A 25221-nucleotide genomic window follows, 5' to 3' on the forward strand; every position below is an offset into this window, starting at 1 on the left:
CCGCTTTTTCCATCGCTACCCGCAAGGAGTTCCACATGCGCCTGATCCACACCTCGCTGTTCGCCGCCATCGCCGCGCTCGGCCTGACCGCCTGCAACAAGCCGGCCGACACCACCCCGGAAGCGACCCCGGCGGCTGAAGCCACGGCCGCCCAGCCGACCGCCGAATCCACCCCCGACGCACCGCCGGCCATGACCAGCGAAGCGCACGCCAACCACGGCGCCGCCGCCGAACTGGCCCCCACCAAGGACAGCACCGTCAAGGGCAACGTCACCTTCAGCGTGGTGGACGGCAAGGTGCATGTGAAGGGCGAGGTCAGCGGCCTCAAGCCCAACACCGAGCACGGCTTCCACATCCACGAGAAGGGCGATTGCAGCGCACCGGACGGCGCCAGCGCCGGCGGTCACTTCAACCCGGGCAAGGAAGACCACGGCAGCGTGGCCGCCACCCCGCACCACGGCGGCGACATGCCCAACATCAAGGCCGACGCCCAGGGCAACGCCGTGGTCGACGCGGATGTGTCCACCAACGTCAACATCGGCAAGGGCGATGATTTCGACATCATTGGTCGTGGCCTGATCGTCCACGCCGACGCGGACGACTACAAGACCCAGCCGACCGGCAACGCCGGTGCGCGCCTGGCCTGTGCGGTGATCAAGGCCGCGCCGTAACCGACGCGGTGCAGAACGAAAAACGCCGGCGATTGCCGGCGTTTTTTTGGGACGCGCGCGTAGAGCAACGCCATGCGTGGCTGCCATGATCGCTATCGATGCCCGGAGGAGCCGGCCAGCGGCCGGCACTACCGTTAGCGGGTGAGCAGCTCGCGCGCGTCCTGGCCGGCTTCGCAATGCACGAACAACACCGGCAGGCCATGCGCTTCGAGCACGGCGGCCATCTGCCGCTGGCGCATCAGGAACTGGTCGTAGATGCCCTGCAGGCGCTCGCAATCGCCGGTGCCGTGGTTGTAGAACGCGCACCAGCCGGCGGGATCGAACAGGGCCATACGCACTTCGCCATCAGCGTATCGAAGCAGCGGCTCCGGTGCGGCATCCAGCCATTCTTCAACGTGCGGCGCCATCAGGGCGGTTTCGATCACCGGCCACAGGGCGGCCAGGCCCTGATTGTCGTACTGCATCGACATCATCGCGGCGAGATCGTTCACCGTGAAGAAGCGCGCGTGCTCGATCTGCGCACCGAAGGCCGTCTGCGCCAGCAGCGCCGTGTCCGGCTGGGCCATGCCCTGGGCCAGCAGCACCTCTTCCAGCGCCTCGGCCACGGCCTGGGTCTGCGCCACTTCGGTGCCGGTCAGCAGGAACGGCACCACGCGCAGGCCACCGCCGGTCAGCGCGGCCTCGGCCTGGAAGGGCAGCGGCACATCACCATCGGCACCGGCACCGAATGCCAGCATGCGCGGGCCCTGGCTGCGGCCGGGGGCGCGCATCTGCAGTTCTTCCAGGCGGCGGTGCACGGGCCAGCCGGGGCGCAGCACTTCGGCTGGATCGAAATGCGCGCCGGCGAACACGAAGTCCAGCCCGCTGACGCCGGGGACCAGCTTGGCCAGGTCGCGGCCGACGCGTTCGGCCAGTTCGCCAGCCTGTTCGGAGGACAGCGCGGCATGGCGCGGCGCGTCGCCGCCGGCCAGTTCCAATGCCAAGACGCCAAGGGCATTCATGCCGGGGTCGGGTTTGCTCATGGTTTCACGGTTGGCCCATCACAGGGCGGCAGCTACACTTGCCCCCATTATGCCTGCTCCTTCGTGCAGGCCATGTTGCAGACACCCCTCCCATGCCAGGTATCTCCATGCCCAACGCCCGTCCCGTCGCCATCCTCGGTGGCGTCCGCATCCCGTTCTGCCGCCAGAACACGGCCTATTCGGACGTCGGCAACCTCGGCATGTCGGTACGCACGCTGGGGGCGCTGGTCGAGCGCTTCGGCCTGCACGGCCAGCAGCTCGGCGAAGTGGCGATGGGCGCGGTGATCAAGCATTCCAGCGACTGGAACCTGGGCCGCGAAGCCACGCTGTCCTCCGGCCTGTCCCCGCTCACGCCCGGCATCACCATGCAGCGCGCCTGCGGCACCTCGCTGGACACCATCATCGCGGTGGCCAACAAGATCGCGCTGGGCCAGATCGACTCGGGCATCGGCGGCGGCTCGGACACCACCTCCGACGTGCCGATCGTGTACGGCAAGAAGCTGCGCGCGCGCCTGCTGGCGGCCAACCGCGCCAAGAGCACCGGCGACAAGCTCAAGGCGCTGACCCGCGGCTTCAAGCTCAGCGAGCTCAAGCCCGAATTCCCCGGCGTGGCCGAGCCGCGTACCGGCAAGAGCATGGGCGACCATTGCGAGGACATGGCCAAGGAATGGAACATCTCGCGCGACTCGCAGGACGAATGGGCGGTGTCGTCGCACAAGAAGCTGGCTGCCGCCTATGAGCGCGGGTTCTTCACCGACCTGATCGCCCCGTTCCGCGGCGTCGAGCGCGACAACATCCTGCGCGCCGATACCTCGCTGGAAAAGCTGGCCACGCTCAAGCCGGCCTTCGACAAGGTGTCCGGTCGCGGCACGCTGACCGCCGCCAACTCGACCCCACTTACCGACGGCGCCTCGGCGGTGCTGCTGGCCAGCGAGGAATGGGCGCGTGCGCACGGCCACGAACCGCTGGCCTACCTGCGCGATTCGCAGGTGGCCGCGGTGGATTTCGTGCACGGCGAAGGCCTGCTGATGGCGCCCACCATTGCGGTGCCGGAAATGCTCAAGCGCAACGGCCTGACCCTGCAGGATTTCGACATCTACGAGATCCATGAAGCGTTCGCCGCGCAGGTGCTGTGCACGCTGCGCGCGTGGGAAAGCGAAGACTACTGCCGCAACCGCCTGGGCTTGGACGCGCCGCTGGGCCGGATCGACCCGGCCAAGATCAACCCGCTGGGGTCCTCGCTGGCCACCGGCCACCCGTTCGCCGCCACCGGCGCGCGCGTGATCGCCACGGCGGCCAAGCAGCTGGCCGAACGCGGCGGTGGCCGCGCGCTGGTCTCGATCTGCACCGCCGGCGGCATGGGCGTGGTGGCGATCGTCGAACGCTGATCCGCGCCAACACGAATACAAGAAAGGCCGCCCAAGGGCGGCCTTTTTCATGGGGGGTAGAGCCACCCCATGGGTGGCTGCACAACCACCGAAGCCCGGTAGTGCCGGCCGCTGGCCGGCTCTTCATAAACCTAGGACGGGTGTGCGTGGAGCCGGCCAGCGGCCGGCACTACCGGTATGCGTGGATCCGGCGTACGCGATCAGGGCAACCGCAGGTTGCCGTATGCGTGGATCCGGCGTGCGCGATCAAGGCAACCGCGGGTTGCCGAATTCGTCACGGTCATCGCGTACGACCGGATCCACCGGATCAATGCGATCGACCGACTGCAACGGCTGCACCGGCAGCGGCTGCGACATCAGCGACTGTTCTTCCACCGTGGCGCGCTCGGGAACCACCGGGCCCAGCGGCGTGACCACCGCGTCGGCGCGCGCCAGTGCAATGCTGTCGTCGCCGCGCTGCTGGCGCAGCGCATTGGCGAAGCACTGTGCGGCCAGGGCCGGCTCGCCACGCTCCACGAACAACTGGCCCAACGCTTCCCACGCGGCCGGACCGGCACCGGCGGCAATCGCGCGGTGCAGGTAGTCCTCGGCTTGGCTGTGCTGGCGCTGGCGGGTCGCGATACGGCCCAGCGCCAGCAGCAATGCCGGGCTGGCCGGCTGGTTGACCAGCCAACGCTGCAGGTTGGCCTGGCGCGTGGCCAGCTTGTCCACCGGCATCTGGCCGTACAACTGCACCAGCGATTCGTCCCAGCGCGTGTCCAGCGCCTGCTCGATGTTGAGCAGGGCCGGTTCGTCCCAGTCCAGCGCCACGGCACGCAGCGCATAGGCCGACACCACGTCCGGATCGCTGCGCAGCGCCTTCGGGGTGGCTTCCCATTGCGCGGCCAGCGCATTGACGTCGCCCGCTTCCAGCAGCGACTGCGCCGCCAGGCGGGTTTCCAGCTCGGCCACGGCCTCGTCGGGCAGGACCTTCTGTTTGCGCAGCGCGCCCAGCTGGCCGTATGCCTCATGCGCGCGCTCGGCGCGGGCCAGCGCTTCGGTGCGCAGCCACAGGCCGCGCGGCGGCAGCGGTTGAATGGTGGCGGTGTCCAGCAGGTTGATCGCATCCACCGGGCGCTCCTGCACCAGCAGGCGCTCGGCCTGCAGCAGGGCGTGCAGGGTGGCGTCTTCACCGGCCAGGCGCTGCAGGTACTGGTTCACGGCCGCCTGGTCGTCGCGCGCCTGCGCGCTGCGGACCGCGGTGACCATTGCAACGGCGGTCACTTCCTTGTCTTCGGCCGCGCTTTCCAGCAGCTTTTCAGCCCGCTGCCACTGGCCCTGTTCGTGCGCCTGGATGCCGTCGATCAGGCGGGCGCGGCCCTGCTTGCGGCGGTAGCGGCCCCACGCACGGAACGGTGAGGCCAGCAGGCTCCACAGCAGCCACAGCACCAGCAGGCCCACCAGCACCATCAAGGCCACCTGCGGCACCGTGGAGCGGTAGTCGTTGCCGCCGTAGCGGTAGATCACTTCGCCGAACTGGCGCAGTTGTTCGGTGCCCAGGAATTGCGAGGCGATCACGCCAAGGGCTACCGCCAACAACAGCACCACCAGGGATTGGAAGGGTTTCATCGGTCATCTCCATCGCGCATCGCGCGCAGTTGCTGCAAGGTGCTGCCCAGTTCGGGTACCGCAGGATGCAGCACGCGCGTACGCAGTTGCTGCAGTTCAGCACGACGCTCGCGCAGGGCGGGTGAATCCGGCCACAGTCGCGGCAGCCACGCCGCCACGCGGTCCACGGCGCGGGTGAAGCCCTCCTGGTCGCCGCGCTCCACCGCTGCGCGCGCCAGGGTCAGTTCCAGTTGCAGGGAATCCCAGCCGGCCACGCGCTCGGCATCGGTCAACGGGCCCTGCGTGCGGGTGGGGGTGATGGTCACGAACGGCGCCAACACCTGATGCCACCACGGCGTGCCGGCGGCTGCACCGGCACCGGCATCCACCTGTTCGGGCACCTGTTCCAACGCCGTGGCGAACGCGGCCAGCTGCGCGCCGGTGGTGGCACGCACGCCCGGACCCAGCGCGTCCACCGCATTGCGTTCCTGCATCAATGCCTGGCGCAGGTTGAGATAGTCGTTGCCCTGCACATCGGCCAGGGTGGTGGCGGCCAGCGCGTACAGTCGCTTGGCACCGTCCACGTCGTCGGCGTAGGCCAGGCGCTGCGCGGCCTGGCCCAGCAGCAGTTCGGTCTCTTCCAGCTGCAGCGCCTGCGCGCCATGGCGGGTGCTGTCGGCCAGCTTGGCCAGGTTGTCTTCCAGCAGCGCGTTGCGCTGGCTCAGGCCCAGCATTTCATCGCGCAGCACGCGGTTGGTGGCGGCCGCGTCCTGCACCCGTTGTGAGGTCGAACGCTGGTCGCGGCGCAGCGCTTCCACGCTGTCCACCAGGCCCTGCAGCTGCAGCCCGGCATCGGCCTGCGCCTGGGCGGCACGGGCCTGTTCGGCCTGCCAGCGGGTCCAGCCCCAGGCCACGCCCACGCCAATCACCAGCAAGACCGCGAGCGGCACGATCCAGCGCAGGGAACGGGGGTCAGGCGGTGGCGAAACGTCGTCAGTCATGCGGGCATCCTTGTCGCGCGCGCCGGGGTGTCCACAAGCTGGCGTGCGACGTGGTGCACAGCATCACCCGGCGTGCGCGCGGCCCGCAAGGCCGGGAGCGTCGCCTGTTCAGGTAGATGCGGAAGTGATGATCGCCGCGTGTGCGGCCTGCACCAGCTGGCGTGGTAGGGGGCCTTCGGCGACGCGGACGTGGGCGAAGCCGGCCGCATGGGCCTGATCCGCAAGCCGCGCGCTGGCGGCCACCACAAGGGAGGCACGCAGGCGTGGCAGCAGGTCCGGCGGCGCCTTGGCCAGCAGCAGGTCCAGCGCCTCGCCACTGCTGAGTGCCACCACCCACGGCGCGGCACGGCAGCGCAACCGCTGCAGGGCGCGCGGTGGCAAGGACAGCGGCACCCGCTGGTAGACGTCGGCACGGTGCAGCGTGGCGCCGCGCGCGACCAGGGTGGCGGCGATGATGCCGCGGCCGCCTGGGGCGGTGACCAGGCCCGCGTCGAGCCCGTCCAGAGTGGCCAGTTCAGGCAAGGCCAGCAGGCCTTCGCTGTCCATCCGCGCCGGTGCCAGCACCGGGCCGGCGGTATGGGCGCGCAGTGCCGCCGCGGTCCCGGCGCCGACCGCCAGCCAGATACCGGCACGCGCCGCGTCCAAGGGCAGCAGGCGCGCGGCGGCGTGCACCGCCGCCGGGCTGCTGAATACCACCCGCTGGGCGGCCAGCGCGCGCGCCAACCGGGCGCGGCTGGCGTCGTCGTTGCGCACCTGCAGCGCCCACGGCGACAGCGCCACCACCGTGGCGCCCACGGCCTGCGCAGCCCGCCGCAACGGCGCATGCTGGCCGCGCGGGCGCAGTGAAATCAGGGTCCATTCCGGCACATGTGCATCGCTCTTCATTGCGGGCATTATGCGAGCCCTTTGCCGTCACGTTGTCGTATCGATGTCCAATCCTGAATCCCTGACCGCGCACCTGGCCGAACTGCAGCATGTGCTGGACCGGATGCCCCCGGTGGCGGCCATGCAGATCCGCGTGGTGTCCTACCGCGACGGCATGCTCGACCTGGGCGCGCCGCTGGCGGCCAACGTCAACGACAAGGGCAATGCGTTCGGTGGCAGCCTGGCGTCGGCGCTGACCCTGTCCGGGTGGGCGCTGGTGACCCTGCGCCTGCGCCTGGCCGGGTTCGATGCCGACGTTTACGTGGCCGACAGCCACGTGCGGTACCTGGCCCCGGTCTACGAGGACCTGCACGCCCAGGCCCAGGCTGCCGACCCGGCCGACTGGGACGGCTTCCTGGCCACTTTCGCCCAGCGCGGCAAGGCCCGGATCGGGCTGGTGGCCCGCCAGCCCGGCACCGCGGGCAAGCCGGCCGCTGAACTGACCGGGCGTTTCGTGGCCTTCGCAAGGCGGTAGGATGGGCGCCTTGCCGATTGGGGAATTCGCATGCGCCGTTTGTTTCAGATCCTGCTGCTGACCGTGTTCGCGCTGACCAGCGTGAGCGCGCTGGCCGCCGAGCCGAAAACCACCAAGAAACAGCGCAAGGAGCTGGAAGAGACCCAGGTCAAGTACGACTCCACGATGCGCTGGGGCACCGTCGAGGACGCCCTGCCGTACCTGGACCCGGAATACGCCAAGGTCCACCCGCTGACCGACCTGGAGCTGCGCCGCTTCGAGCAGGTGAAGATTTCCAGCTATCGGGCCGGCGACAACGTGCCGCTGCCCGATGGCCGGGTGGGGCGCAACGCCGAGGTGCGGGTGATCAACAACAACACCCAGGCCGAGCGCACCATGCGCGTGAAGGAAATCTGGCGCTGGGACGCCGAGGGCAAGCGCTGGCTCCAGGCCAACGGCCTGCCGGACCTCTGGCAGGAGCTCTGAGCCTCGTAGAGCCGGGCTCTGCCCGGCTGAAGCCATGATCGCCGAACGCTGAGCCCCGCCCAGGCGGGGGCTGGACGCCGATTCGCCCGCATGTGCGACAATCGGCGCCCGATTATCGACCCGTGATCTTAGTGAATTACGAAGAGCTGCTGGCCTTTGCCGGCCGAAACCCGATGTTGTCGATGGCCCTGGTCGGCCTGACCGTGGCCATCATCGTCACCGAAGTACGCCGCCTGTTCCGGGGCTTCAAGTCGCTCAAGCCGGCCGAACTGACCCACCTGATGAATGCCGGTGGCGCGATCGTGGTCGATCTGTCCTCCAGCAGCGATTTCGAGAAGGGCCATATCGCCGGCAGCCGCAATGTGCAGCCCAGCGCGTTCGGCCCGGAGCACAAGCTGGTGGCCAACGCCAAGCAGAGCCCGGTGGTGTTGCTGTGCCGCACCGGCAACGCCTCGGAAACCGCCGCCAAGGCGCTGAAGAAGGCCGGTTTCGAGCAGGTCAACGTGCTCGACGGCGGCATTCCGGCCTGGCAGCAGGCCGAGTTGCCGCTGGTCAAGGGCCGCAACTGATTTCCGCGCGATTGCGCTGCATGCCTTGTGCGCGGCGCCACACGCCCGCATAGCAGGGCATGTAACAATCCATTCTTATTGCATTCATTCTTGGAGCTACAGGAAATGTCCGAAGAGACCACCAACGGCGCCGTCGCGCCGGCCGACGCCGCCACCGGCCCCGCGTTCACCGTCGAGAAGATCTACGTCAAGGACGTTTCGTTCGAGTCGCCCAATGCGCCGGCCGTGTTCAACGAAGCCGTGCAGCCGGAACTGCAGCTCAACCTCAACCAGCGCGTGCAGCGCCTGGGCGAGAACGCCTTTGAAGTCGTGTTGGCCGTCACCCTGACCTGCAAGGCCGGCGACAAGACCGCCTACGTGGCCGAAGTGCAGCAGGCCGGCGTGTTCGGCCTGGTCGGCCTGGACCCGCAGTCGATCGACGTGCTGCTCGGCACCCAGTGCCCGAACATCCTGTTCCCGTACGTGCGTTCGCTGGTGAGCGAGCTGATCCAGGCCGGCGGCTTCCCGCCGTTCTTCCTGCAGCCGATCAACTTCGAAGGCCTGTACGCCGACACCCTGCGTCAGCGCCAGGAGCAGGGTGAAACCTCGCTGGCCGACTCCGAGCCGGCCGGCAACGCCTGATCGGCGCTGCTGTCGTTGCGATGAGCACCCACGCAGAAAAAATCGCGGTTCTCGGCGCCGGCTCCTGGGGCACGGCGCTGGCCAGTCTGCTTGCCCGGCACGGTCATTCGACCGTGCTGTGGGGGCGTGATGCGGCCATGGTCGAGGCCATCGACCAGCGCCACGAGAACACCCGCTACCTGCCCGGCATTCCGCTGCCGGCGGCGTTGCGTGCCACCACCGACCTGGCCGCTGCCGTCAGCGACGCCACCTGGATCCTGGTGGTGGTGCCGTCGCACGCCTTCGGTGAAACCGTGCGCGCGCTGGCGCCGCTGCGTCCGGCCAATGCCGGCGTGGCCTGGGCGACCAAGGGCTTCGAGCCCGGGTCGGGCCGGTTCCTGCACGAAGTAGCGCGCGAGGTCCTCGGGCCGGACGTGCCGCTGGCGGTGGTAACTGGTCCGTCGTTCGCCAAGGAAGTCACCGAGGGCCTGCCCACCGCGATCACCGTACACGGTGACGCGCCGGCATTCGCCCAGCAGGTGGCCGACGCGATGCACGGCCCGGCGTTCCGCGCCTACACCGGTGACGACATGGTCGGTGCCGAACTGGGCGGGGCCATGAAGAACGTGCTGGCCGTGGCCACCGGCGTGGCCGATGGCATGCAGCTGGGCCTGAACGCCCGTGCCGGCCTGATCACCCGCGGCCTCAACGAGATGCTGCGGCTGGCCGCGGCGATCGGAGCCAAGCCGGAAACCCTGATGGGCCTGGCTGGCTTGGGCGACCTGGTGCTCACCTGCACCGGCGACCTGTCGCGCAACCGTCGTCTCGGCCTGGCGCTGGGACGCGGCCAGACCCTGCAGGACGCCGTGCGTGAAATCGGCCAGGTGGTGGAGTCGGTGCAGACCGCCGACGAAGTCATGCGCCAGGCCCGCCGCCACGGCATCGACCTGCCGATCTCCGATCGGGTGCGCGCGGTGCTGCACGGCGAGCAGACCCCGGAAGAAGGCTTGCGTGCGCTGCTGGCGCGCGAACAGAAGCCGGAATATCCGGACACGCTGTTCAAGTGATCCACGAAAACCCCGGCAAACGCCGGGGTTTTTTGTAGGCACCGACGCCCGGACACACCGCCCCCGGAAACGAAAAAACCCGGCACATGGCCGGGTTTTTTCGTGGCGTACCGACGAGGGTGTCGCCATGCCAACCGCAAAGAACGCGGCGGCCCTGCAGGTAGAGCCGACCATTGGTCGGCTGCTGTCCGCGCAAAAAATGCGACGGTCCAACACAGGTAGAGCCGACCGTTGGTCGGCTGCTGCAACGGTAGAGCCGACCGTTGGTCGGCTGCTGCAACGGTAGAGCCGACCGTTGGTCGGCTGCTGTAAAAGTGAAGCCCGACCTAAGCCGGGCTTCATGGCGCAGGGGAGAGAGACCGCGCCATCCAACAACGTACCGCGGTGAAACTGTATTACCAGGTGAAGCGCGGACCGACGAACCATTCCTTGTCGCCGCCCTTGGCCAGCTTCACTTCGCCAGCCAGGCCCCAGTTCTGGTTGAGCTTGGCCTGGGCGCCGACGCGGCCGTAGAACTCGCCGTCCGGGTTGATACCGTGCTTCTTGCCGAAGTCTTCGTAGCCGGCCAGCGCGTAGCCTTCGAAGTTCGGGGTGAACGCGGTGCGCACGCCCACTTCGGTGGCATAGCCGTTGAAGTCCAGGCCGTGCTTGATGTCCAGCTTCTGGTAGGCAACGCGCGCCACCAGGTCGGTGGTCGGGGCGATGCCGTAGTTGTAGCCCACGCCGACGCGCCACTGGTCAACGTCGTTGCTGCCACGCTTGGTTTCCTGCGAGTTGTAATCGCCGAAGACGTGGAAGTTCGGCGCCACGGCGACCGAGCCCTTCGCGGCCCAACCGTCAGCGTCGCCACCCTTGGCATCGGTGTTCACGTAGCCGCCTTCAACATAGTTGTACGACAGGCCATCGGTTGCAGACGCAGCGAACGGCAGAGCAGCGAGCAGACCCAGGGCAAGCAAGGAAGACTTCATCATCGGGACACCTTTAATTATTTTTGGTTTTGCCGAACCGCCCCCCTTGGGAGGGGGAGAGAAGGGGCGGTCGACAGGTGTTAATTATTCATTTGTCGTCCCAATCGCTCCTGAATATTGAACTGACCGGTACATGAATGAAGCGCCCGTTCAGGGAACTTGAGTGGTAGGCCGATAGCCTCTCGTCGAGCCACCGGCACTGTCCGTTCGTCGCTGGAAACAGAGGACGTGGCCATGAGGGGGGCAGGGCGGAGAAAGCGCATGTTCAGCTCACAGATTTTTCACCCGTTGGCGTCGTTAATTGGCCGTGGCCAACCGGGCCACGTCGGATTGACTGGAGCCCTCATGCGGACCACGTTGATTGGCGCGCTTGCCCTGCTTTCTGGTGCACTGATGCTGGTGGGATGTGGCACCACCCAGATCAAGGCATGGAGCAAGCCCGGTGCAAGCGAAGAGCAGAAGCAGCGCGATCTGGCCGAATGCGATTACGACGCCTCCAAGGCTACGACCGGGGATGGAAAAGCGCCCAAAAGCACCGGCGACGCAGTAGGGGATGGCGTGGTCCGCGGCATGGAAAAATCGGATCTCATCAAGAAGTGCATGCGAATCCGCGGCTATAGCGGTTGAGTTGGATGCAGGCATCAACCTTCCTTCCACGTGCAAGGAGCGTCGTATGCGAGGTTTGCTTTCCTTGGTGGCACTGATCGGTCTGGTTCCCATGGGCCAGGCTGCAGCGGGCGAAACCGTCGAGTGCGCGTCGCGCCATTTCGAGTACAACGAGTGCGGTGCCGGACCTCTCAGATCCCCGCAGCTCATTCGCCAATCTTCGTCCAGCGCCTGCATCGTCAACAGTACGTGGGGCTTCAACAGGCGCAGTGGCTACATCTGGGTGTCAGACGGCTGCGCGGGCGTATTTGCGGATGTCGGCGGATACCACCATGGCAGGGGCGACGGATACGACGCCAATGCGCGTCGCTACGACGACCACGGTCATGACGTGGGGGCGGTGGCCGCCGGCGTGGTGATTGCTGCGTTGTTGGCGGGAGCGGCGGATGACAATTCGCACAAAAGCCACAAGCACCACAGCAGCAGCGGCTACGACGGCTGCCATGGCAATGGTTGCCTCGTCGACAACCCGGACGCGATCGATACACGGCCCCAGTTCGACAAGGACGGCAATCCAAACTTTGACACCCATGGCAACTACCAGGGCTGCCACGGCGAGGGCTGCAAGGTTGACAATCCGGACGCCAACAACTGATTTTCCGTGCGGGCGCGCCTAACGATCGCCAGTCTGTTGGCACCGTGTGCACGTCCTTGAAGGAGTGACCCGAATGAGAGTTCTTGTCGCAATACTTTCTCTAGCGTGCGCCCTCTCCGTTGGGACCGTAGCCAACGCTGAGATGAAGAAAGGCAGTGCAACGCCTGCGGCGGCACCGCATACCTCCGATGGCATGGCCTGTGACAGCCCCAACCAGTCGCAGGCGGGCCTCAACCAGTGTGCAAGCAACAGCGCCAAAAGCGCGGACGCTGAGCTCAACCGGATCTACGCAAAAGTGCTGGCCGCCAATGCAACCGACACCGCCTTCCTGGAGAAGTTCAAGGCCGCACAACGTGCCTGGATAGTGTTTCGCGATGCACAGATTGCGGCGCGATACCCGAGCCCCGCCGATTACGGCAGCGTCCTGCCGATGTGTGAAAGCGGAGAGTATGAGCAGCTGACGCGTGATCGGATCAAACAGCTCAATGCGTGGATAGCAGGGACGGAGGAAGGCGACGTCTGCGCGGGCTCCTATCCCATGAGCGGACAGTAGAGGACGCGTCGGGGCGTGCCAACGCCTGGTGCGGATCTTGGGGTCGCGTTGTAGCAAGCGCTGGCGCGCCGTAGATTTCGCTATGGGTGAGTGATGTAATCAGGCGCTGTGGGCTGCTATGGAGACGTTGGACACATGGACGACATCGCATCACCCTTGGCGCTCGTCTTCTCGTTGGCCCGAGGCCTCTGGGGCGAGGTCCATCCAACCTTACGTCAGGCTTCGATCGAGGCCGACGAGGAAGCGCAGATGGTTCGTCTTCGTTTCGAGTACGACGGAGACGCCACGGGTCCGGCTCAAGAGAGTTGCTCATGCGCGGCGACCAGCGTCATCGCTGATTTTCCCTCGCCGTGGGACGTGGATGAGCAGCATGTAGCGTCTCCGGCACCAAGCCCTCTATCCCCGCTAAGGCACGTTGTTTACCGCCGCTGGGAGCCTGATGGTGCGGCCTGAAGGTGAAGCGTGAGCCGTGGATGCTCCTGGTCCAGGTTCCACCCGATGCCCTTGCCTCTGGCGCACAGCATCCAATTCCAACCATCGGATCACCAGACGTAGTTTCGCCCGGCTGGAAAAGAATCGAGCGCTGTAGAAAAGCGGCGAACGCCTGCTCTACACTGGCCCGCAGCTCGTCCACCCGCTTCTCCTGGGCCTACGGTCCAGAAGGCGTTGAACGGGCTGCACGCAGCGAAGGGAGCTGTGGCCGCGATTCAACTCGCGGTCTTTCGGGGATAGCCGTAACGCCGAGTCATCCAAGGGGATAAGCGAGATGCGTCTGACGTTGACTGGGGCGGCACTGTCGCTCGCCTGCCTGTGCGCCGCGTCCGCTCATGCGGAGACCGTTGTACCGCTCACCTTCGCCGACCGCCTGGCACAGGCGGGGTCGCCGCTGACCGTCCGGCCGGACGGCTTCTCGGGTCCGGGCGCCGCCATCTTGTCGGACGCCGTAGATGCCAGCCGGTACGTCCTGATCGGCGAGAGCCATTTCTCGCGCGAGATCCCCGCCTTCACCACGAACGTCTGTCGATTGATGGCGCCCGGCGGCCTGACTGCCATGGCCGTCGAGACCGGGCCGGAGGCCGCCGGCGCAGTCAACGCTCGGATGAGAGCACCGGACCGCGAACAGCAGATTGCCGACTTCCTGACCACCTATCCCGACGTCATGGCGTTCCTCAACAGCCGCGCCGAAGGCCAGACGGTGGCCGATTGCGCCGCTGTGGCCGGGCCGGGCTTCACGTTGTGGGGGCTGGACCAGGAGTTCCTGGGAGTAAGCGGCTATCTGTTCGACCAGATGCTGGCGTCCGGCCCCGGGCCGCTCGCCCGCGCCCAGATCGAGGCCTTGGCCACGCAGGAGCGGGCGGCCGTGAAAGCCGCGCTCGCCTCCGGTTCCCCCATGGACCTGTTCCTGTTGAAGGCCACCGATGCGACGCTGGATCCGGCAGGGAAAGCCATCAACCAGGACGGCGGCGACCGGGCAAAGGCGCTGTTCGCCGCCTTGCGCGAAACACGCGCCATCTATCAGGCTTCGCAGTCTGGTCGTGGCGATGCGAACGGACGCAGGGCACGGCTGATGAAGCGGACGCTCACGGCCCATTTCGCCGAGGTGCCGCAGGCGCGCGTGCTGATGAAGTTCGGCGCCTATCATCTCTACAAGGGCTACAACCCACTCGGCCAGCGCGACGTGGGTAATTTCGTCGCCGAACATGCCGACGGACAGGACGTGAAGGCGCTGAACCTGATCGTCGGGGGCGCGAAAGGCGTGGGCGCCGGCTACAACGGGGTCGGCCGCCCGATGAAGGTGTACGACTTCGATGCGACCACGGGCGAGGACAGCGACTGGCGCAAGGATGTGATGTTGGCCCGCCCCTCGGGTGCGGCGCCCGGGGACTGGATTCTGGTGGATCTGCGCCTGCTGCGCAGCAAGGATCTGGACGCCCCGACGCCGGAATGGCGCGCGCTCATCTTCGGCTACGACCTCGCCATTGTGGCGCCGACGCTGTCTCCGTCCACCAAGCTTGGCGCGGATGTCGGCCTCTAGCGGGCGTACGCGTTCCAAGGCCGGCATCAGGCAACCACACCGATGAAAGGCATGCGCAAAACGGGGTTTCGGGCGATCGCGGTGCTTTCGCTGGCGCTTGTCGCGTGCACGCCGCGCGCGCCTGACGCGCCGGCGAGCGCCTCGTTGCCTGGCACGGTTGACGAAGCGGTCGACCGACTTCTGGGCGAACTGTCCGCCGATGACATCGATTGGATGCGACGAAACCCAAAGGCCAGTGTCCTCAGCCAGCTTTACATGGGATACGGAACCGGCGTGCGCAACGAGTTCGGCGTGTGGGGTGGCAACCAGGCCCTGCTCACGTCCTGCGGAACTGACGATGCGGAGGGGTGCTCGGTCGTCATCCTCCATGGACTGTGGGACAGAGTGCAGGCGCAAACCGATCCTGCGCTACGTGCGTCCCTGCAATGCCAGTTCGCAACGGTGCACACGATCCGAATCGATACGACGGGTTGGTATCTGCTCACCGTGGGCGACATGCTGGATGCCATTCAGGCGCAGATCGATCGCCAGGTGGCCGACGCGGCCCCACCGGGCTGCCCGACCCAGTTGCGCATCGTGCCCGTGGGCGAGGTGAACCGCCACTGCTTCGTGCGCGCGGAGTTCGAGCATGAGGAGCCGCTGGACGTCGTGCTGATGTGGCTCGGGTTCCGAAACGCGCTTACTCCTCGCCATGCGCCGCCCAATCTGGAGCTCACGTTCAACCAGGCGTGCGCGTGGCCCGAGCGTCCGATGCACTTTGAACCCGAACACAAGGCGTCCACTGGCTGACACGGGACGCGTAGCGCGTGTGCCAAGGTCTGCTTCTGGCCTTGGATTCAACCGGTCGACGCAACACACTGAAGACTGCTTACCGGCAGCAGGAGTGTTGCAGATGGAGCGCAGGCCAAGGATCTACTACAGCGACGCCCAGAAGGCTCTGATGTGGGAGCGATGGCGACGAGGCGAATCGCTGCACAAGATTGCAACTCTATTTGACCGTCACCATAGCTCGGTTCGCTCGGTTCTGTCCGAGTCCGGAGGTATCCAGCCAGTCCCACGCCGCCGATCAGAGCGCGTATTAAGCTTGGCGGAGCGTGAAGAAATCTCCCGGGGTGTGGCTGTTGGGAAGTCCATGCGTGCCATTGCGAGCTCGCTCGGACGGGCCCCGTCGACCATAAGTCGCGAGCTACACCGCAACGATGGGGTCAATGGCTATCGAGCGAATCTGGCTGATCAGCGTGCCTGGCAGCGTGCGCGACGCCCCAAGCTCTGTAAGCTCGGCTTGCATCGAGCGCTTGCGATGAGAGTGGCAGCAAAGCTGAAGCAGCAATGGTCACCACAGCAGGTGTCCGGTTGGTTGAAACGCACCAATCCTGAAGATACGAGCCGCCAGGTGTCTCACGAGACAATCTACCGAACGCTCTACATCCAGTCCCGAGGAGCCCTGAAGCAGGAGCTGTTGGCGCACCTACGGCGGACTCGTGCCATGCGCCGCTCACGGCATCACACACAGAAAACAGCTGATCACGGCAGGATCAAAGACACGATCTCCATCAGTGAGCGTCCGCCTTCGGTTGAGGACCGGGCAGTACCTGACCACTGGGAGGGCGACCTGCTATTTGGTGACCGCGATAGCCAGATTGCGACGCTCGTGGAGCGCAAAACCCGTTACGTCATGCTGGTCAAAGTTGACGGAAAGGACTCTGAGACCGTGGTGAATGCGCTGATCAAAAGTGCCCGCCGCCTGCCTCGGGAACTGTACCGATCTCTGACTTGGGATCGCGGCAAAGAGATGGCGGCGCATCGCCGCTTTACGCTCGCCACCGACATCCAAGTCTACTTCTGCGACCCACACCATCCCTGGCAACGCGGCACCAATGAGAACACCAACGGACTACTGCGACAGTACTTCCCTAAGGGCGTCAGCCTTGCCAATATCTCTCAAGCTCAGCTTGATGCAGTTGCCCGCCAACTGAACGAGCGGCCCCGCAAGACGTTAGGCTACGAAACACCCGTCGAGCGATACCGACGAACCGTTGCGTCGATCGGTTGAATCCAAGGCCGGAAGCAGACACCCCGCCGGGGCGGGGTCGTTGCGCCCGTGGTAGTGTCCGCTTCCGATCCAGAACGCACGCATGGACTTGTAAATTCATGGAACCCAGCAAGATCGATCCGGCATGGCCAAACGCCCTTCGTTGGTTTCTAAGTCAGGGGCTGACCCGGTTCACGCCATGGCATTTTTTGTCCGACGCCTCTGATTTTGCATTCGCTTCCCGCGCTTTCCAGCGCGAGGACGTAAGCGGCGAAGAGGTCTTTGTTTTTGCTGCCCGGCAAGATCGCGACGACTTCGCGGGTCTATTGATTGTTGATGGCCGCATCACTGATCGGGTTGTGTACTTCCATCCGGTTTTTGCCGACAGCAGCCAGCCATCGCCCAGGATATGGAACATCGTCTGCGACGCCTACGAAGACGTGTTCGATTTCGTCAAGGCGCGGGTGATTGAGGATATGAAGGATTGTGCGCTCGACGAAGACGCTGCGGATCTTTGAGCAACGACCGCTTCTGGCCGAACGCGAACGCGCCTCTCATATCGCCCAGGGTATGTCCGCCTCGCATGCAGCGCTCTCGAACTGCGGCCGGCCGAACCAATAGCCTTGCATCAGGCGGATGCCGAGATCGGACAGGCAGTGCGCTTCATCGCGGGTCTCTATGCCTTCGGCAATTACGCCAATAGACAGTTGCTCACACATGGACACCACGCCGGCCACGATCGCGCGACGCGGCGGGCTGTGGTCGATTCCGCGGATCAACGCCATGTCCAGCTTGACCATGTCCGGCTGGAAGTCGGCCAGCAGATTCAGGCCGGCGAAACCGGCGCCGAAATCATCAATGGCCGTCTTGAAGCCGATGCGTTTGTACTCGCTCAGGATCTCCGCCAACCACTTTCCATCGCTGACCTGCTCTCCCTCGACGGTCTCAAAGATGATCCGCTCAACCGGAAAGCCATACCGTTCCGCTGCCTGAAGCGTGGAGCGTATGCACACCTCGGGCCGGTAGATCGCATTGGGCAGGAAATTGATGGAGAGATGGGATCGCAGATCCAACGATGCAGCGATCCGGATCGCCTTCTCACGGCAGGCCTGGTCGAACGAATAGCGGTTATCCGCCGTGACACGCGACAGCACCCAGCTCGCGGGTTCGCCGGCCGGACCGCGTACCAGCGCTTCATGCGCGAACACCTCGCGCGCATGCACATCGACGATGGGCTGGAATGCGTAACTGAAGTCGAACTGCAGCGGCTCGGCATCGCGGCATAGGGCACAGCCAGCACGCATATTGGTGGAAGGCATGCGCCTGATCCCGTGTTCGGATGGAGGAAACCAGAATAGTCGACGCCCATCACGGCCATGTGGACGTCGCCTGCGCCGCCGCGGCCAATGGCCGCCAACGGGCACCCGGGCAGTACCCTTCGCTTCTGGCCGGAAGCGGTCTCCCGAGGCTACAGCGCCTCCGCCGCACCCGGCTCCTTGCGCAGGAACGCCACCAGCGCAGCCACCTGGCAATACTCCGCCGCGGCCATGAACGTGGTCGGCACGTGCTCTTCGGTCTGTTGCGCAGTACGCATGCTGTCGATCGGTTCGACGATGGCCGGGAAGTCCTTGGCCTGCTCGTCGAGGACGCGTTTGAGCCGGTCGAACAACGGGCTGGTGTAGTCGAACCCCGGGGCGACGATGCACATCTGCGTGCCGGGGCGCGTGGCGATCTCGCGCATCGCGCCTTCGAACGCATCGGCGTGGGCGGCGGCGTCGGACTGCAGTTCCAGGTTGGCGGACTCGCCGGTCACCCGGTAGTACACGCTGCCGGGCCGGAACAGGAACGTGTACAGGTGCGCACCGTCCACCTTGCCGGTCTGCGGCGAGCGCTGCCGCTGCCGTTCGCCGCGCAGTGGGGTGGCGCTGCCGTCGGCCAGCAGCTGACGGGCCGTGATGCCGCAGCCTTGACCGTCGGTGCCGAAGGACACTTCATAGTCCGTACCCGGTTCGGCCGTGAAGGACACCCAGGGGCCACCGATGTAGCGCAGCGCATCGCGCGACTGACCAGCGGCGGCCACCGGAATGCAGCGTCGGTTGGGGCCCTCGAAATTGGCCGAGATCGTCACGTGTTGGCCAGGTTCCACCGCGACCTCGTGGTAGAACGGCTTGGCACCGAAGCGGGTGTTCTCGTTCAAGGTGCGGGTGGCGAATGAGGCCGGCATGCCGATGGTCACGTTGTCGTTCTTGCGCGCCATCGAAAACAGGGCGCCGATCGGCGTGACGCTACCAGCGCTCCTGCCCTCCACGCTGACCATCTCGGCCTTGCCGCCCTGCTCAAGGGCATTGGCGCGCAACGACAGCCGCACCAGGTTGCTGCCAAAAAGGCGCACCCGTGCCTGTTGCTGCAGTGCCGCGGCCGACGATGGGGCGGGCCCCGCTGCGTCAGGCGCGGCCACGACCGGCGCGGAATCGGCCAGCGCGGTCGCTGAAAGGGCCAGGCAAAGAACGAACGCGGCAACGCGAAGGGTCATCGGTACATCTCCATGAATATTCAGGCGCCTCATGCGCCATCTGCGCCGCTCCATCGGCACCCTGGCGGAAAACTTGAGTCGGCGCAGGGGGCGAGGGCCTTGCGGGGCACTCCCTAACACTGTTAGATTCGCCCCCTAACAGCGTTAGTCCAGGTCCCTTCGTGCGCCAACCCATTGCCCGCGAGAACATCGTCGAGGCCGCTTTCCGGATCCTCGATGAAGCTGGCCTGGAAGGCATCACGCTGCGCAAAGTGGCCTGCTCGCTGGGCATCCGAGCGCCGTCGCTGTACTGGCACTTCAAGAGCAAGCAGGCGCTGATCGACGCCATGGCCGACGCGATGATCTGCGACGTCGCCCGTGACATCCCCGCCGGCCAGCCCTGGCGGCAGACCCTGCTGCAGATCGCGCGCGAGTTCCGCCTGGCGTTCAAGGCCCGTCGCGACGGCGCGCGGGTGTATGCCGGCACCTTCCTCGCCACCGAGAACGTGCTGCGGGTGGGCGAGGCCAGCCTGGCCGCGCTGGTCGGCGCCGGGTTGCCGGCGCGCTTCGCCGCGACCACCGCGATGGACCTGGTGTACTACACGATGGGCTTTGTGATTGAAGAGCAGTCCTGGCCCGGCGACGGCAGCATGGAAGCGCTCGGTGAGACGTTCATGGCATTGGCCGAGCAACGTTTCCCGCATTGCTGGTCTGCCCGCGAGGTGTGGAGCGAGGTCGATTTCGACGCGCGCTTCGAACAGGGGCTGGGGCTGATGCTGGACGGCATCGCACTGCGCCTGGCCGCTACCCCCTGATCCCGCTGTTTCCCCGCTGTTCCCGCTGCTCCGACACGGAAGCCCCACCGATGCGTGACCGAATTCTCCGCTGCTCCTCCCTGATCCTGGTTGCCGCGCTGCTCAGCGCCTGTGGCGGCAAGGACGACACCCCGTCGGCCGAGGCCACCGCCGAGTCCTCGGCGTTGCCGGTGTCGCTGGCCACCGCCCAGCAGCAGAGCATGGCGCGCACGGTGCTGGTGTCCGGGCCGGTCAGCGCCTACGAAGAGATGCAGCTGGGCGTGGAAATCAGCGGCCAGCGCGTCACCGCGTTGCCGGTGGACGTGGGCCAGTGGGTCAAGAAGGGCCAGGTGCTGCTGCAGCTCGACCACCGCACCCTGGACAGTGAACTGGCCCAGGCCGACGCGTCGCTGCGCCAGGCGCAGGCGTCGCAGGAGCTGGCGCGGCTGAACTACCAGCGCAGCGAGAAACTGGCGGCGCAGCAGTTGATCAGCGCCAGCAGCCTGGACGAACTGCGCGCTGCCCGCATCAATGCGGAGGCGCAGACCGCCACCGCGCGCGCGTCCCGCGATGCCGCCCAGCTGCGGCGCGACTTCGCCGACCTGCGCGCGCCGGCCGACGGGTTGATCTCCAAGCGCCTGGTGCAGCCCGGCCAGGTGGTCTCGGCCGGTACCGAGCTGCTGCGGCTGATCCGCGATGGCCGCCTGGAGTGGCGCGCCGAACTGCCGGAGAACCAGCTGGCCGACGTGGTGGTGGGCAACACCGTGGAACTGCCCTATGCCGGCCAGGTGGTACGCGGCCGCATCCGTGCCGTGAGCCCCGGGGTGGATGCACAGACCCGCACCGGCACCCTGTACGCCGACCTGCCCACGCCGGAGCCGCTCAAGCCGGGCATCTACGTGGAAGGCCGCATCGTCACCGGCGACGGCCAGGTGCTCACCATTCCGACCGCGGCGATCGTGCAGCGCGATGGCCACAGCTACGTCTTCAGCGTGAACGACAAGCAGCAGGCCACCCGTCACCGCGTGCGCACCGGCCAGGCCGTCAACGGCCACACCGCGATCCTGGAAGGCCTCAAGGCCGGTGATCGCGTCGTGGTGGACGGCGCCGGCTTCCTGGGCGAGGGCGACCGCGTGCGCGTGGTGACCAACACCAAGGCCGCCGCCCGATGAACATCTCCGCCTGGGCAATCAAGCGCCCATTGCCCGCACTGCTGATCTTCTTCGTGCTGTGCGTGGCCGGCCTGTGGGGCTTCTATCAGCTGCCGGTGGCGCGCTTCCCGGACATCGCCTTCCCGATGACCACTGTCACCGTCACCCAGCCCGGTGCGTCGCCCAGCCAGCTGGAAGCGGAAGTCACCCGCAAGGTCGAGGACTCGGTGGCCACGGTCAACAACGTCAAGCGCGTGATCTCCTCGGTCAGCGAAGGCGTCAGCACCACCACCATCGAATTCCAGCTCGAGGCCGACCTGGCCACCGCGCTGGACGACACGCGCGATGCGGTCACCCGCATCCGCACCGACCTGCCGCAGGACATCCAGGAACCGGTGATCTCCAAGGTGGACATCGGCGGCTCGCTGATGACCTACGCCCTGGTGGCCCCGCACATGACCCCCGACGAGGCCAGCTGGTTCGTCGACCGCGACGTGTCGCGCGCCATGTACGGCGTACCGGGCGTGGCCCGGGTGACCCGCGTGGGCGGCGTGCAGCGCCAGGTGCGGGTGGACCTGGACCCCAATGCGTTGATCGCCATGGGCATCACCGCCGGCGACGTCTCACAGCAGCTGGCCCGCATCCAGGTGGAGCGTGCCGGCGGCAAGGCCGAGATCGAAGGCGCGCAGCAGACCATCCGTACGCTGGGTACCGTGGGCAACGCGCAGGCCCTGCGCGACTACTCCATCGCGCTGCCCGACGGCCGCGCGGTGCGCCTGTCCACGCTGGCCACGGTTACCGATGCCGCCGCCGACCCCACCGAAGCGGCGCTGCTCGATGGCGGCGAGGTGGTGGCGTTCTCGATGTCGCGCACACGCGGCTCCAGCGAAGTGAAGGTGGAGGCGGGCGTGCACGCCGCGCTCGACACCATCAAGGCCGCCCATCCCGGCATCGATTTCCGCCTGGTCACCACCGCCATCGACGAGACCCACCGGTCCTACGATTCGTCGATGACCATGCTCTACGAAGGCGCGCTGCTGGCGCTGCTGGTGGTGTGGTTGTTCCTGCGCGACTGGCGCGCCACCTGGGTGGCCGCGCTGGCGTTGCCGCTGTCGATCATCCCCACCTTCGCGGTGATGTACTTCTTCGGCTTCACCCTCAACATGATCACGCTGCTGGCGTTGTCGGTGGTGGTCGGCATCCTGGTCGACGATGCGATCGTGGAGATCGAGAACATCGTGCGCCATTTGCGCATGGGCAAGCCCCCGCTGGAAGCGGCGCGCGAGGCCGCCGGCGAGATCGGCAACGCGGTGATCGCCACCTCGCTGACCCTGGCGGCGGTGTTCGTGCCGGTGGCGTTCATGCCCGGCATCGCCGGCAAGTTCTTCCGCGAGTTCGGCTGGACCGCGGCCACCGCCGTGCTGTTCTCGCTGCTGGTGGCGCGCCTGCTCACTCCGATGATGGCGGCCTACCTGCTCAAGCCCCACGGCGAAGAGAAGCCCGATTCCAGGCTGATGGTCTGGTACCTGGGCTGGGTGGACGCCGCCCTGCGCCACCGCGGCCGCACGCTGTGGCTGGCCACCGGCCTGTTCGTGGCCTCGCTGGCGCTGGTGCCGTTCATCCCGGCCACCTTCATTCCGCAGTCCGACCTGGGCCGCAGCAACCTGAGCCTGGAACTGCCGCCGGGCACGCGCCTGCAGGACACCGTGGCCGTGGCCGAACAGGCACGCGCGCTGCTCAAGGACATGCCCGAGCTGAAGCAGGTCTACACCGCCGTAGGCAGCGTGCTTGACCTCGGGGACCCCAGCGCGACTGGTGTGGGCGAGGCACGCAAGGCCACGCTGGTGCTCGACTGGGGCACCACCGACACCCGCGACCGTGACCAGCGCGTGCTGGAACGCGACGCGCGCGCCCGCCTGGCCAACCTGCCCGGCGTACGCGTGAGCTACGTCAGTTCCGAGCCGGGCAACCTGCTGCAGCTGGTGCTGTCCGGCGATGATCCGCAGCGCCTGCAGGACGCATCCACCGCACTGGAGCGTGACCTGCGCGGCATCCAGGGGCTGGGCAGCGTCACCTCCACCGCCTCGTTGCTGCGCCCGGAAGTGCAGATCGTGCCCAACGCGGCGCGTGCGGCCGACCTTGGCGCTGGCCACGGCCGACATCGCCGAAGCGGCGCGCATCGCCACCGCCGGCGACTACGAACAGCGCCTGGCCAAGCTCAACCTGCCCGATCGCCAGGTGCCGATCCGGGTGGGCTTTGCCGAGGCCACGCTGGCCAACCCGGCGTTGATCGGGCAGCTGCGCGTGCCCGGCCGCAACGGCCCGGTGCCGCTGGCCGCCGTGGCCGACATCCAGCAGGGCAGCGGCCCCTCGCAGATCTCGCGGTACCAGCGCCAGCGCAACGTCACCCTCACCGCCGAACTCAACGGCCGCCCGCTGGGCGAGGTGATGACCCAGGTGCAGGCGCTGCCCAGCGTGAAGCAGTTGCCGCCGGGGGTGAGTTTCCTCAACACCGGCGATGCCGAGGTGTTCGTCGAACTGTTCATCGGCTTCATGCTGGCCATGGCGGCCGGGTTGATCTGCATCTACATGGTGCTGTTGCTGCTGTTCAACCATGCGCTGATGCCGGTCACCATCCTGGCGGCGGTGCCGCTGTGTGCCGGTGGTGCGTTCGGCGCGCTGCTGATCACCCAGAACATGCTGTCGCTGCCGGCGCTGATCGGCTTGTTGATGCTGATCGGCATCGCCACCAAGAACTCGATCCTGCTGGTCGACTACGCGGTGATCGCTGAAGACGAACACGGCATGAGCCAGCACGATGCGCTGATCGATGCGTGCCGCAAGCGCGCCCAGCCGATCATCATGACCACCCTGGCGATGGGCGCCGGCATGATGCCGATCGCGCTGGGCTTCGCCGGCGATTCGAGCTTCCGCGCGCCGATGGCGATTGCGGTGATCGGCGGTCTGATCACCTCCACGCTGCTCAGCCTGATCGTGATCCCGGCTGCGTTCACGGTGATGGATGACCTGGGCGAATGGCTGTCGCGCAAGTTCCGTCGTCGCTCATCGCATGCGGTGGCCGGGCACACGGAGTAGAGCCACCCCATGGGTGGCTGCGCGGTCCGCTTCGATCACCCCGTTCATGCCGATGCAGCCCAGGCGAGTAAGCGCGCCCACCCGGCGGCGGTGGTATGAGCACAATGCATAGGTGGCATGCGGAAATACCGTGGCGGGCGCAGCGCGCCCGCCCCTGCCGCGCCGATACACTGCGTGCACGTTCCGACCGGTTGCCCGCCATGCCTCTGCGTCCCCCTGTTGCCCTGCTGATGTGTCTGGCGCTCGCCGCCTGTGCGCCTGCATCGGCGACGAATGCACCGGTGACGGGCGTTGGCCCACTGGCGGCCGATGCCGTGGCCACGGTGGATGCCGAATTGTTCGCACGGAGCAGCTTCACTGCCGCCGACGGCACGGTGCTGCCGTACCGGATCCTGCCGCCGCGCCACGTGCGCGCGGGCCAGCGGTATCCCCTGGTGCTGCAGTTCCACGGCTCCGGTGGCATCGGTACCGACAACGCCGCGCAGCTGGATCGCCTTGCCAGAAGCTGGGCGATGCCTGCCACGCGCGAACGCTACCCTGCATACGTCCTGGTGCCGCAGTTCGCCGGGCGCAGCGCCAACTACGGCCCTGCCGCTGCGGACCAGGCCGCCACGGCGGCACCGCAAATGCACGCGGCCCTGGCGTTGGCGCGGCACGTGGCGGCAACGCATCCGATCGACACCTCGCGCATCTACGCCGTGGGATTCTCGATGGGCGGCTCGGCCGCGTGGCTGTCGCCGACGCTGGCACCGGGCCAGTTCGCGGCGATCGTGTCCATCGCCGGCATCGCCCCGCCCGACAGTGCCGCATCGGCGTACACCCACGTGCCGGTGCTGGCGATGCACGGCGATACAGACGACGAGAATCCGATCACGGCTGATCGACGTTTCGTACGTACGCTGCACGCGCGCGGTGGTCAGGCCGTGCTCCGCGAGTACCCCGGCCTGGCCCATCAACCGCCCGCCGACATCGTGCCGGGCACGTGGTGGCGCGACTGGTTGTTCCAACAGAAACAAATGCCGCCGCGCTAACTGCAAGCGTAATGTCATG

General features: G+C 66.8%; 25 protein-coding genes and 1 pseudogene. 19 read left to right on the plus strand and 7 right to left on the minus strand.

Annotated features, from left to right (window positions below):
• Positions 1 to 35 precede the first annotated feature (35 nt).
• Positions 36 to 671 (plus strand): superoxide dismutase family protein, encoded by a 636-nt coding sequence (locus ACZ0AE_RS00470; RefSeq protein WP_038691306.1) that lies wholly within the window; start codon positions 36 to 38, stop codon positions 669 to 671.
• Positions 672 to 805: 134 nt separating this feature from the next.
• Here the strand turns inward: ACZ0AE_RS00470 and ACZ0AE_RS00475 are convergent, their stop codons facing one another.
• Positions 806 to 1693 carry a hypothetical protein gene (locus ACZ0AE_RS00475; protein ID WP_038691305.1) on the minus strand — a complete coding sequence of 296 codons (888 nt, stop codon included), beginning with the start codon at positions 1691 to 1693 and terminating at the stop codon, positions 806 to 808.
• Between the two features lie 92 nt (positions 1694 to 1785).
• Here ACZ0AE_RS00475 and ACZ0AE_RS00480 point away from each other — a divergent pair, with 92 nt between their 5' ends.
• Positions 1786 to 3081, plus strand: a complete 1296-nt coding sequence (locus tag ACZ0AE_RS00480; RefSeq protein ID WP_123731054.1) for an acetyl-CoA C-acetyltransferase — start codon at positions 1786 to 1788, stop codon at positions 3079 to 3081.
• A 246-nt stretch (positions 3082 to 3327) separates the two neighbouring features.
• On the opposite strand, the gene ACZ0AE_RS00485 is transcribed toward ACZ0AE_RS00480, so the two are convergent.
• The 3 genes from ACZ0AE_RS00485 to ACZ0AE_RS00495 all read right to left on the minus strand — a co-directional run bounded on the left by ACZ0AE_RS00485 (position 3328) and on the right by ACZ0AE_RS00495 (position 6554).
• On the minus strand, positions 3328 to 4689 hold the full coding sequence (locus ACZ0AE_RS00485; protein WP_038691301.1) for a heme biosynthesis protein HemY: 1362 nt from the start codon (positions 4687 to 4689) through the stop codon (positions 3328 to 3330).
• Entirely contained in the window at positions 4686 to 5669 is a 984-nt protein-coding gene (locus ACZ0AE_RS00490) for a uroporphyrinogen-III C-methyltransferase (RefSeq protein WP_463600125.1), read from the minus strand. The genes ACZ0AE_RS00485 and ACZ0AE_RS00490 overlap by 4 nt, the downstream gene beginning before the upstream one ends.
• A 108-nt stretch (positions 5670 to 5777) precedes the next feature.
• Complete coding sequence (locus ACZ0AE_RS00495) at positions 5778 to 6554, minus strand: uroporphyrinogen-III synthase (protein ID WP_463600126.1); 777 nt, start codon at positions 6552 to 6554, stop codon at positions 5778 to 5780.
• A 43-nt stretch (positions 6555 to 6597) separates the two neighbouring features.
• Here ACZ0AE_RS00495 and ACZ0AE_RS00500 point away from each other — a divergent pair, with 43 nt between their 5' ends.
• The 5 genes from ACZ0AE_RS00500 (at position 6598) to ACZ0AE_RS00520 (ending at position 9769) form a co-directional block, all read left to right on the plus strand.
• The gene (locus ACZ0AE_RS00500) at positions 6598 to 7068 is read left to right on the plus strand and encodes a YiiD C-terminal domain-containing protein (RefSeq protein ID WP_038691295.1); all 471 of its coding nucleotides are present in this window, start codon (positions 6598 to 6600) and stop codon (positions 7066 to 7068) included.
• A 30-nt stretch (positions 7069 to 7098) separates the two neighbouring features.
• Positions 7099 to 7533 (plus strand): hypothetical protein, encoded by a 435-nt coding sequence (locus ACZ0AE_RS00505; RefSeq protein WP_038691293.1) that lies wholly within the window; start codon positions 7099 to 7101, stop codon positions 7531 to 7533.
• Positions 7534 to 7664: 131 nt separating this feature from the next.
• Positions 7665 to 8102, plus strand: a complete 438-nt coding sequence (locus tag ACZ0AE_RS00510) for a rhodanese-like domain-containing protein (protein WP_038691291.1) — start codon at positions 7665 to 7667, stop codon at positions 8100 to 8102.
• Positions 8103 to 8207: 105 nt separating this feature from the next.
• Positions 8208 to 8723, plus strand: coding sequence for a protein-export chaperone SecB (gene secB / locus ACZ0AE_RS00515; protein WP_038691289.1), 516 nt, complete (start codon positions 8208 to 8210; stop codon positions 8721 to 8723).
• 20 nt (positions 8724 to 8743) lie between these two features.
• A complete protein-coding gene (locus ACZ0AE_RS00520; protein ID WP_038691287.1) occupies positions 8744 to 9769 on the plus strand; it encodes an NAD(P)H-dependent glycerol-3-phosphate dehydrogenase in 1026 nt (341 codons plus the stop codon).
• 395 nt (positions 9770 to 10164) lie between these two features.
• Here the strand turns inward: ACZ0AE_RS00520 and ACZ0AE_RS00525 are convergent, their stop codons facing one another.
• On the minus strand, positions 10165 to 10737 hold the full coding sequence (locus ACZ0AE_RS00525; protein ID WP_038692680.1) for an OmpO family porin: 573 nt from the start codon (positions 10735 to 10737) through the stop codon (positions 10165 to 10167).
• Positions 10738 to 11082: 345 nt separating this feature from the next.
• On the opposite strand from ACZ0AE_RS00525, the gene ACZ0AE_RS00530 reads away from it, so the two are divergent.
• The 7 genes from ACZ0AE_RS00530 (at position 11083) to ACZ0AE_RS00560 (ending at position 17136) form a co-directional block, all read left to right on the plus strand.
• Positions 11083 to 11364: a hypothetical protein gene (locus tag ACZ0AE_RS00530; protein ID WP_463600127.1), complete on the plus strand. Its 282-nt coding sequence runs from the start codon at positions 11083 to 11085 to the stop codon at positions 11362 to 11364.
• 46 nt (positions 11365 to 11410) lie between these two features.
• Positions 11411 to 11998 (plus strand): DUF3011 domain-containing protein, encoded by a 588-nt coding sequence (locus ACZ0AE_RS00535; protein ID WP_463600128.1) that lies wholly within the window; start codon positions 11411 to 11413, stop codon positions 11996 to 11998.
• A 73-nt stretch (positions 11999 to 12071) separates the two neighbouring features.
• Entirely contained in the window at positions 12072 to 12551 is a 480-nt protein-coding gene (locus ACZ0AE_RS00540; protein ID WP_463600129.1) for a lysozyme inhibitor LprI family protein, read from the plus strand.
• Positions 12552 to 13317: 766 nt separating this feature from the next.
• The gene (locus tag ACZ0AE_RS00545) at positions 13318 to 14586 is read left to right on the plus strand and encodes a hypothetical protein (protein WP_463600130.1); all 1269 of its coding nucleotides are present in this window, start codon (positions 13318 to 13320) and stop codon (positions 14584 to 14586) included.
• A 42-nt stretch (positions 14587 to 14628) separates the two neighbouring features.
• Entirely contained in the window at positions 14629 to 15375 is a 747-nt protein-coding gene (locus ACZ0AE_RS00550) for a DUF6794 domain-containing protein (RefSeq protein WP_463600131.1), read from the plus strand.
• 103 nt (positions 15376 to 15478) lie between these two features.
• Positions 15479 to 16639, plus strand: coding sequence for an IS30 family transposase (locus tag ACZ0AE_RS00555; RefSeq protein WP_463600132.1), 1161 nt, complete (start codon positions 15479 to 15481; stop codon positions 16637 to 16639).
• 98 nt (positions 16640 to 16737) lie between these two features.
• Positions 16738 to 17136 (plus strand): hypothetical protein, encoded by a 399-nt coding sequence (locus ACZ0AE_RS00560; protein WP_463600133.1) that lies wholly within the window; start codon positions 16738 to 16740, stop codon positions 17134 to 17136.
• Between the two features lie 36 nt (positions 17137 to 17172).
• Here the strand turns inward: ACZ0AE_RS00560 and ACZ0AE_RS00565 are convergent, their stop codons facing one another.
• Complete coding sequence (locus ACZ0AE_RS00565) at positions 17173 to 17937, minus strand: EAL domain-containing protein (protein WP_038691260.1); 765 nt, start codon at positions 17935 to 17937, stop codon at positions 17173 to 17175.
• A 149-nt stretch (positions 17938 to 18086) separates the two neighbouring features.
• Positions 18087 to 19151, minus strand: coding sequence for a hypothetical protein (locus ACZ0AE_RS00570; protein WP_463600134.1), 1065 nt, complete (start codon positions 19149 to 19151; stop codon positions 18087 to 18089).
• Positions 19152 to 19312: 161 nt separating this feature from the next.
• Between ACZ0AE_RS00570 and ACZ0AE_RS00575 the strand changes: the two genes are divergently transcribed.
• From ACZ0AE_RS00575 to ACZ0AE_RS00595, 5 genes and pseudogenes are all read left to right on the plus strand, one after another.
• Positions 19313 to 19945 carry a TetR/AcrR family transcriptional regulator C-terminal domain-containing protein gene (locus tag ACZ0AE_RS00575; protein ID WP_320489973.1) on the plus strand — a complete coding sequence of 211 codons (633 nt, stop codon included), beginning with the start codon at positions 19313 to 19315 and terminating at the stop codon, positions 19943 to 19945.
• A 50-nt stretch (positions 19946 to 19995) separates the two neighbouring features.
• Positions 19996 to 21096 carry an efflux RND transporter periplasmic adaptor subunit gene (locus ACZ0AE_RS00580; RefSeq protein ID WP_463600135.1) on the plus strand — a complete coding sequence of 367 codons (1101 nt, stop codon included), beginning with the start codon at positions 19996 to 19998 and terminating at the stop codon, positions 21094 to 21096.
• Positions 21093 to 23153, plus strand: a pseudogene (locus ACZ0AE_RS00585) (efflux RND transporter permease subunit); the annotation flags it as partial. The gene ACZ0AE_RS00580 and the pseudogene ACZ0AE_RS00585, both read left to right, overlap by 4 nt.
• Positions 23071 to 24171, plus strand: coding sequence for an efflux RND transporter permease subunit (locus ACZ0AE_RS00590; protein ID WP_463602041.1), 1101 nt, complete (start codon positions 23071 to 23073; stop codon positions 24169 to 24171). The pseudogene ACZ0AE_RS00585 and the gene ACZ0AE_RS00590, both read left to right, overlap by 83 nt.
• 200 nt (positions 24172 to 24371) lie before the next feature.
• The gene (locus tag ACZ0AE_RS00595; protein WP_463600136.1) at positions 24372 to 25202 is read left to right on the plus strand and encodes a carboxylesterase family protein; all 831 of its coding nucleotides are present in this window, start codon (positions 24372 to 24374) and stop codon (positions 25200 to 25202) included.
• Positions 25203 to 25221 lie beyond the last annotated feature (19 nt).

It is taken from the genome of Stenotrophomonas sp. AC248, assembly GCF_979258185.1.

Excerpts from the sequence above, each read along its gene's own strand:
- ACZ0AE_RS00470 (WP_038691306.1), top strand. The coding sequence starts at position 36 with ATGCGCCTGATCCACACCTCGCTGTTCGCCGCCATCGCCGCGCTCGGC.
- ACZ0AE_RS00475 (WP_038691305.1), bottom strand. The coding sequence starts at position 1,693 with ATGAGCAAACCCGACCCCGGCATGAATGCCCTTGGCGTCTTGGCATTG.
- ACZ0AE_RS00480 (WP_123731054.1), top strand. The coding sequence starts at position 1,786 with ATGCCAGGTATCTCCATGCCCAACGCCCGTCCCGTCGCCATCCTCGGT.
- ACZ0AE_RS00485 (WP_038691301.1), bottom strand. The coding sequence starts at position 4,689 with ATGAAACCCTTCCAATCCCTGGTGGTGCTGTTGTTGGCGGTAGCCCTT.
- ACZ0AE_RS00490 (WP_463600125.1), bottom strand. The coding sequence starts at position 5,669 with ATGACTGACGACGTTTCGCCACCGCCTGACCCCCGTTCCCTGCGCTGG.
- ACZ0AE_RS00495 (WP_463600126.1), bottom strand. The coding sequence starts at position 6,554 with ATGAAGAGCGATGCACATGTGCCGGAATGGACCCTGATTTCACTGCGC.
- ACZ0AE_RS00500 (WP_038691295.1), top strand. The coding sequence starts at position 6,598 with ATGTCCAATCCTGAATCCCTGACCGCGCACCTGGCCGAACTGCAGCAT.
- ACZ0AE_RS00505 (WP_038691293.1), top strand. The coding sequence starts at position 7,099 with ATGCGCCGTTTGTTTCAGATCCTGCTGCTGACCGTGTTCGCGCTGACC.
- secB (WP_038691289.1), top strand. The coding sequence starts at position 8,208 with ATGTCCGAAGAGACCACCAACGGCGCCGTCGCGCCGGCCGACGCCGCC.
- ACZ0AE_RS00520 (WP_038691287.1), top strand. The coding sequence starts at position 8,744 with ATGAGCACCCACGCAGAAAAAATCGCGGTTCTCGGCGCCGGCTCCTGG.
- ACZ0AE_RS00525 (WP_038692680.1), bottom strand. The coding sequence starts at position 10,737 with ATGAAGTCTTCCTTGCTTGCCCTGGGTCTGCTCGCTGCTCTGCCGTTC.
- ACZ0AE_RS00530 (WP_463600127.1), top strand. The coding sequence starts at position 11,083 with ATGCGGACCACGTTGATTGGCGCGCTTGCCCTGCTTTCTGGTGCACTG.
- ACZ0AE_RS00535 (WP_463600128.1), top strand. The coding sequence starts at position 11,411 with ATGCGAGGTTTGCTTTCCTTGGTGGCACTGATCGGTCTGGTTCCCATG.
- ACZ0AE_RS00540 (WP_463600129.1), top strand. The coding sequence starts at position 12,072 with ATGAGAGTTCTTGTCGCAATACTTTCTCTAGCGTGCGCCCTCTCCGTT.
- ACZ0AE_RS00545 (WP_463600130.1), top strand. The coding sequence starts at position 13,318 with ATGCGTCTGACGTTGACTGGGGCGGCACTGTCGCTCGCCTGCCTGTGC.
- ACZ0AE_RS00550 (WP_463600131.1), top strand. The coding sequence starts at position 14,629 with ATGAAAGGCATGCGCAAAACGGGGTTTCGGGCGATCGCGGTGCTTTCG.
- ACZ0AE_RS00555 (WP_463600132.1), top strand. The coding sequence starts at position 15,479 with ATGGAGCGCAGGCCAAGGATCTACTACAGCGACGCCCAGAAGGCTCTG.
- ACZ0AE_RS00560 (WP_463600133.1), top strand. The coding sequence starts at position 16,738 with ATGGAACCCAGCAAGATCGATCCGGCATGGCCAAACGCCCTTCGTTGG.
- ACZ0AE_RS00565 (WP_038691260.1), bottom strand. The coding sequence starts at position 17,937 with ATGCCTTCCACCAATATGCGTGCTGGCTGTGCCCTATGCCGCGATGCC.
- ACZ0AE_RS00570 (WP_463600134.1), bottom strand. The coding sequence starts at position 19,151 with ATGACCCTTCGCGTTGCCGCGTTCGTTCTTTGCCTGGCCCTTTCAGCG.
- ACZ0AE_RS00580 (WP_463600135.1), top strand. The coding sequence starts at position 19,996 with ATGCGTGACCGAATTCTCCGCTGCTCCTCCCTGATCCTGGTTGCCGCG.
- ACZ0AE_RS00590 (WP_463602041.1), top strand. The coding sequence starts at position 23,071 with ATGATCCGCAGCGCCTGCAGGACGCATCCACCGCACTGGAGCGTGACC.
- ACZ0AE_RS00595 (WP_463600136.1), top strand. The coding sequence starts at position 24,372 with ATGCCTCTGCGTCCCCCTGTTGCCCTGCTGATGTGTCTGGCGCTCGCC.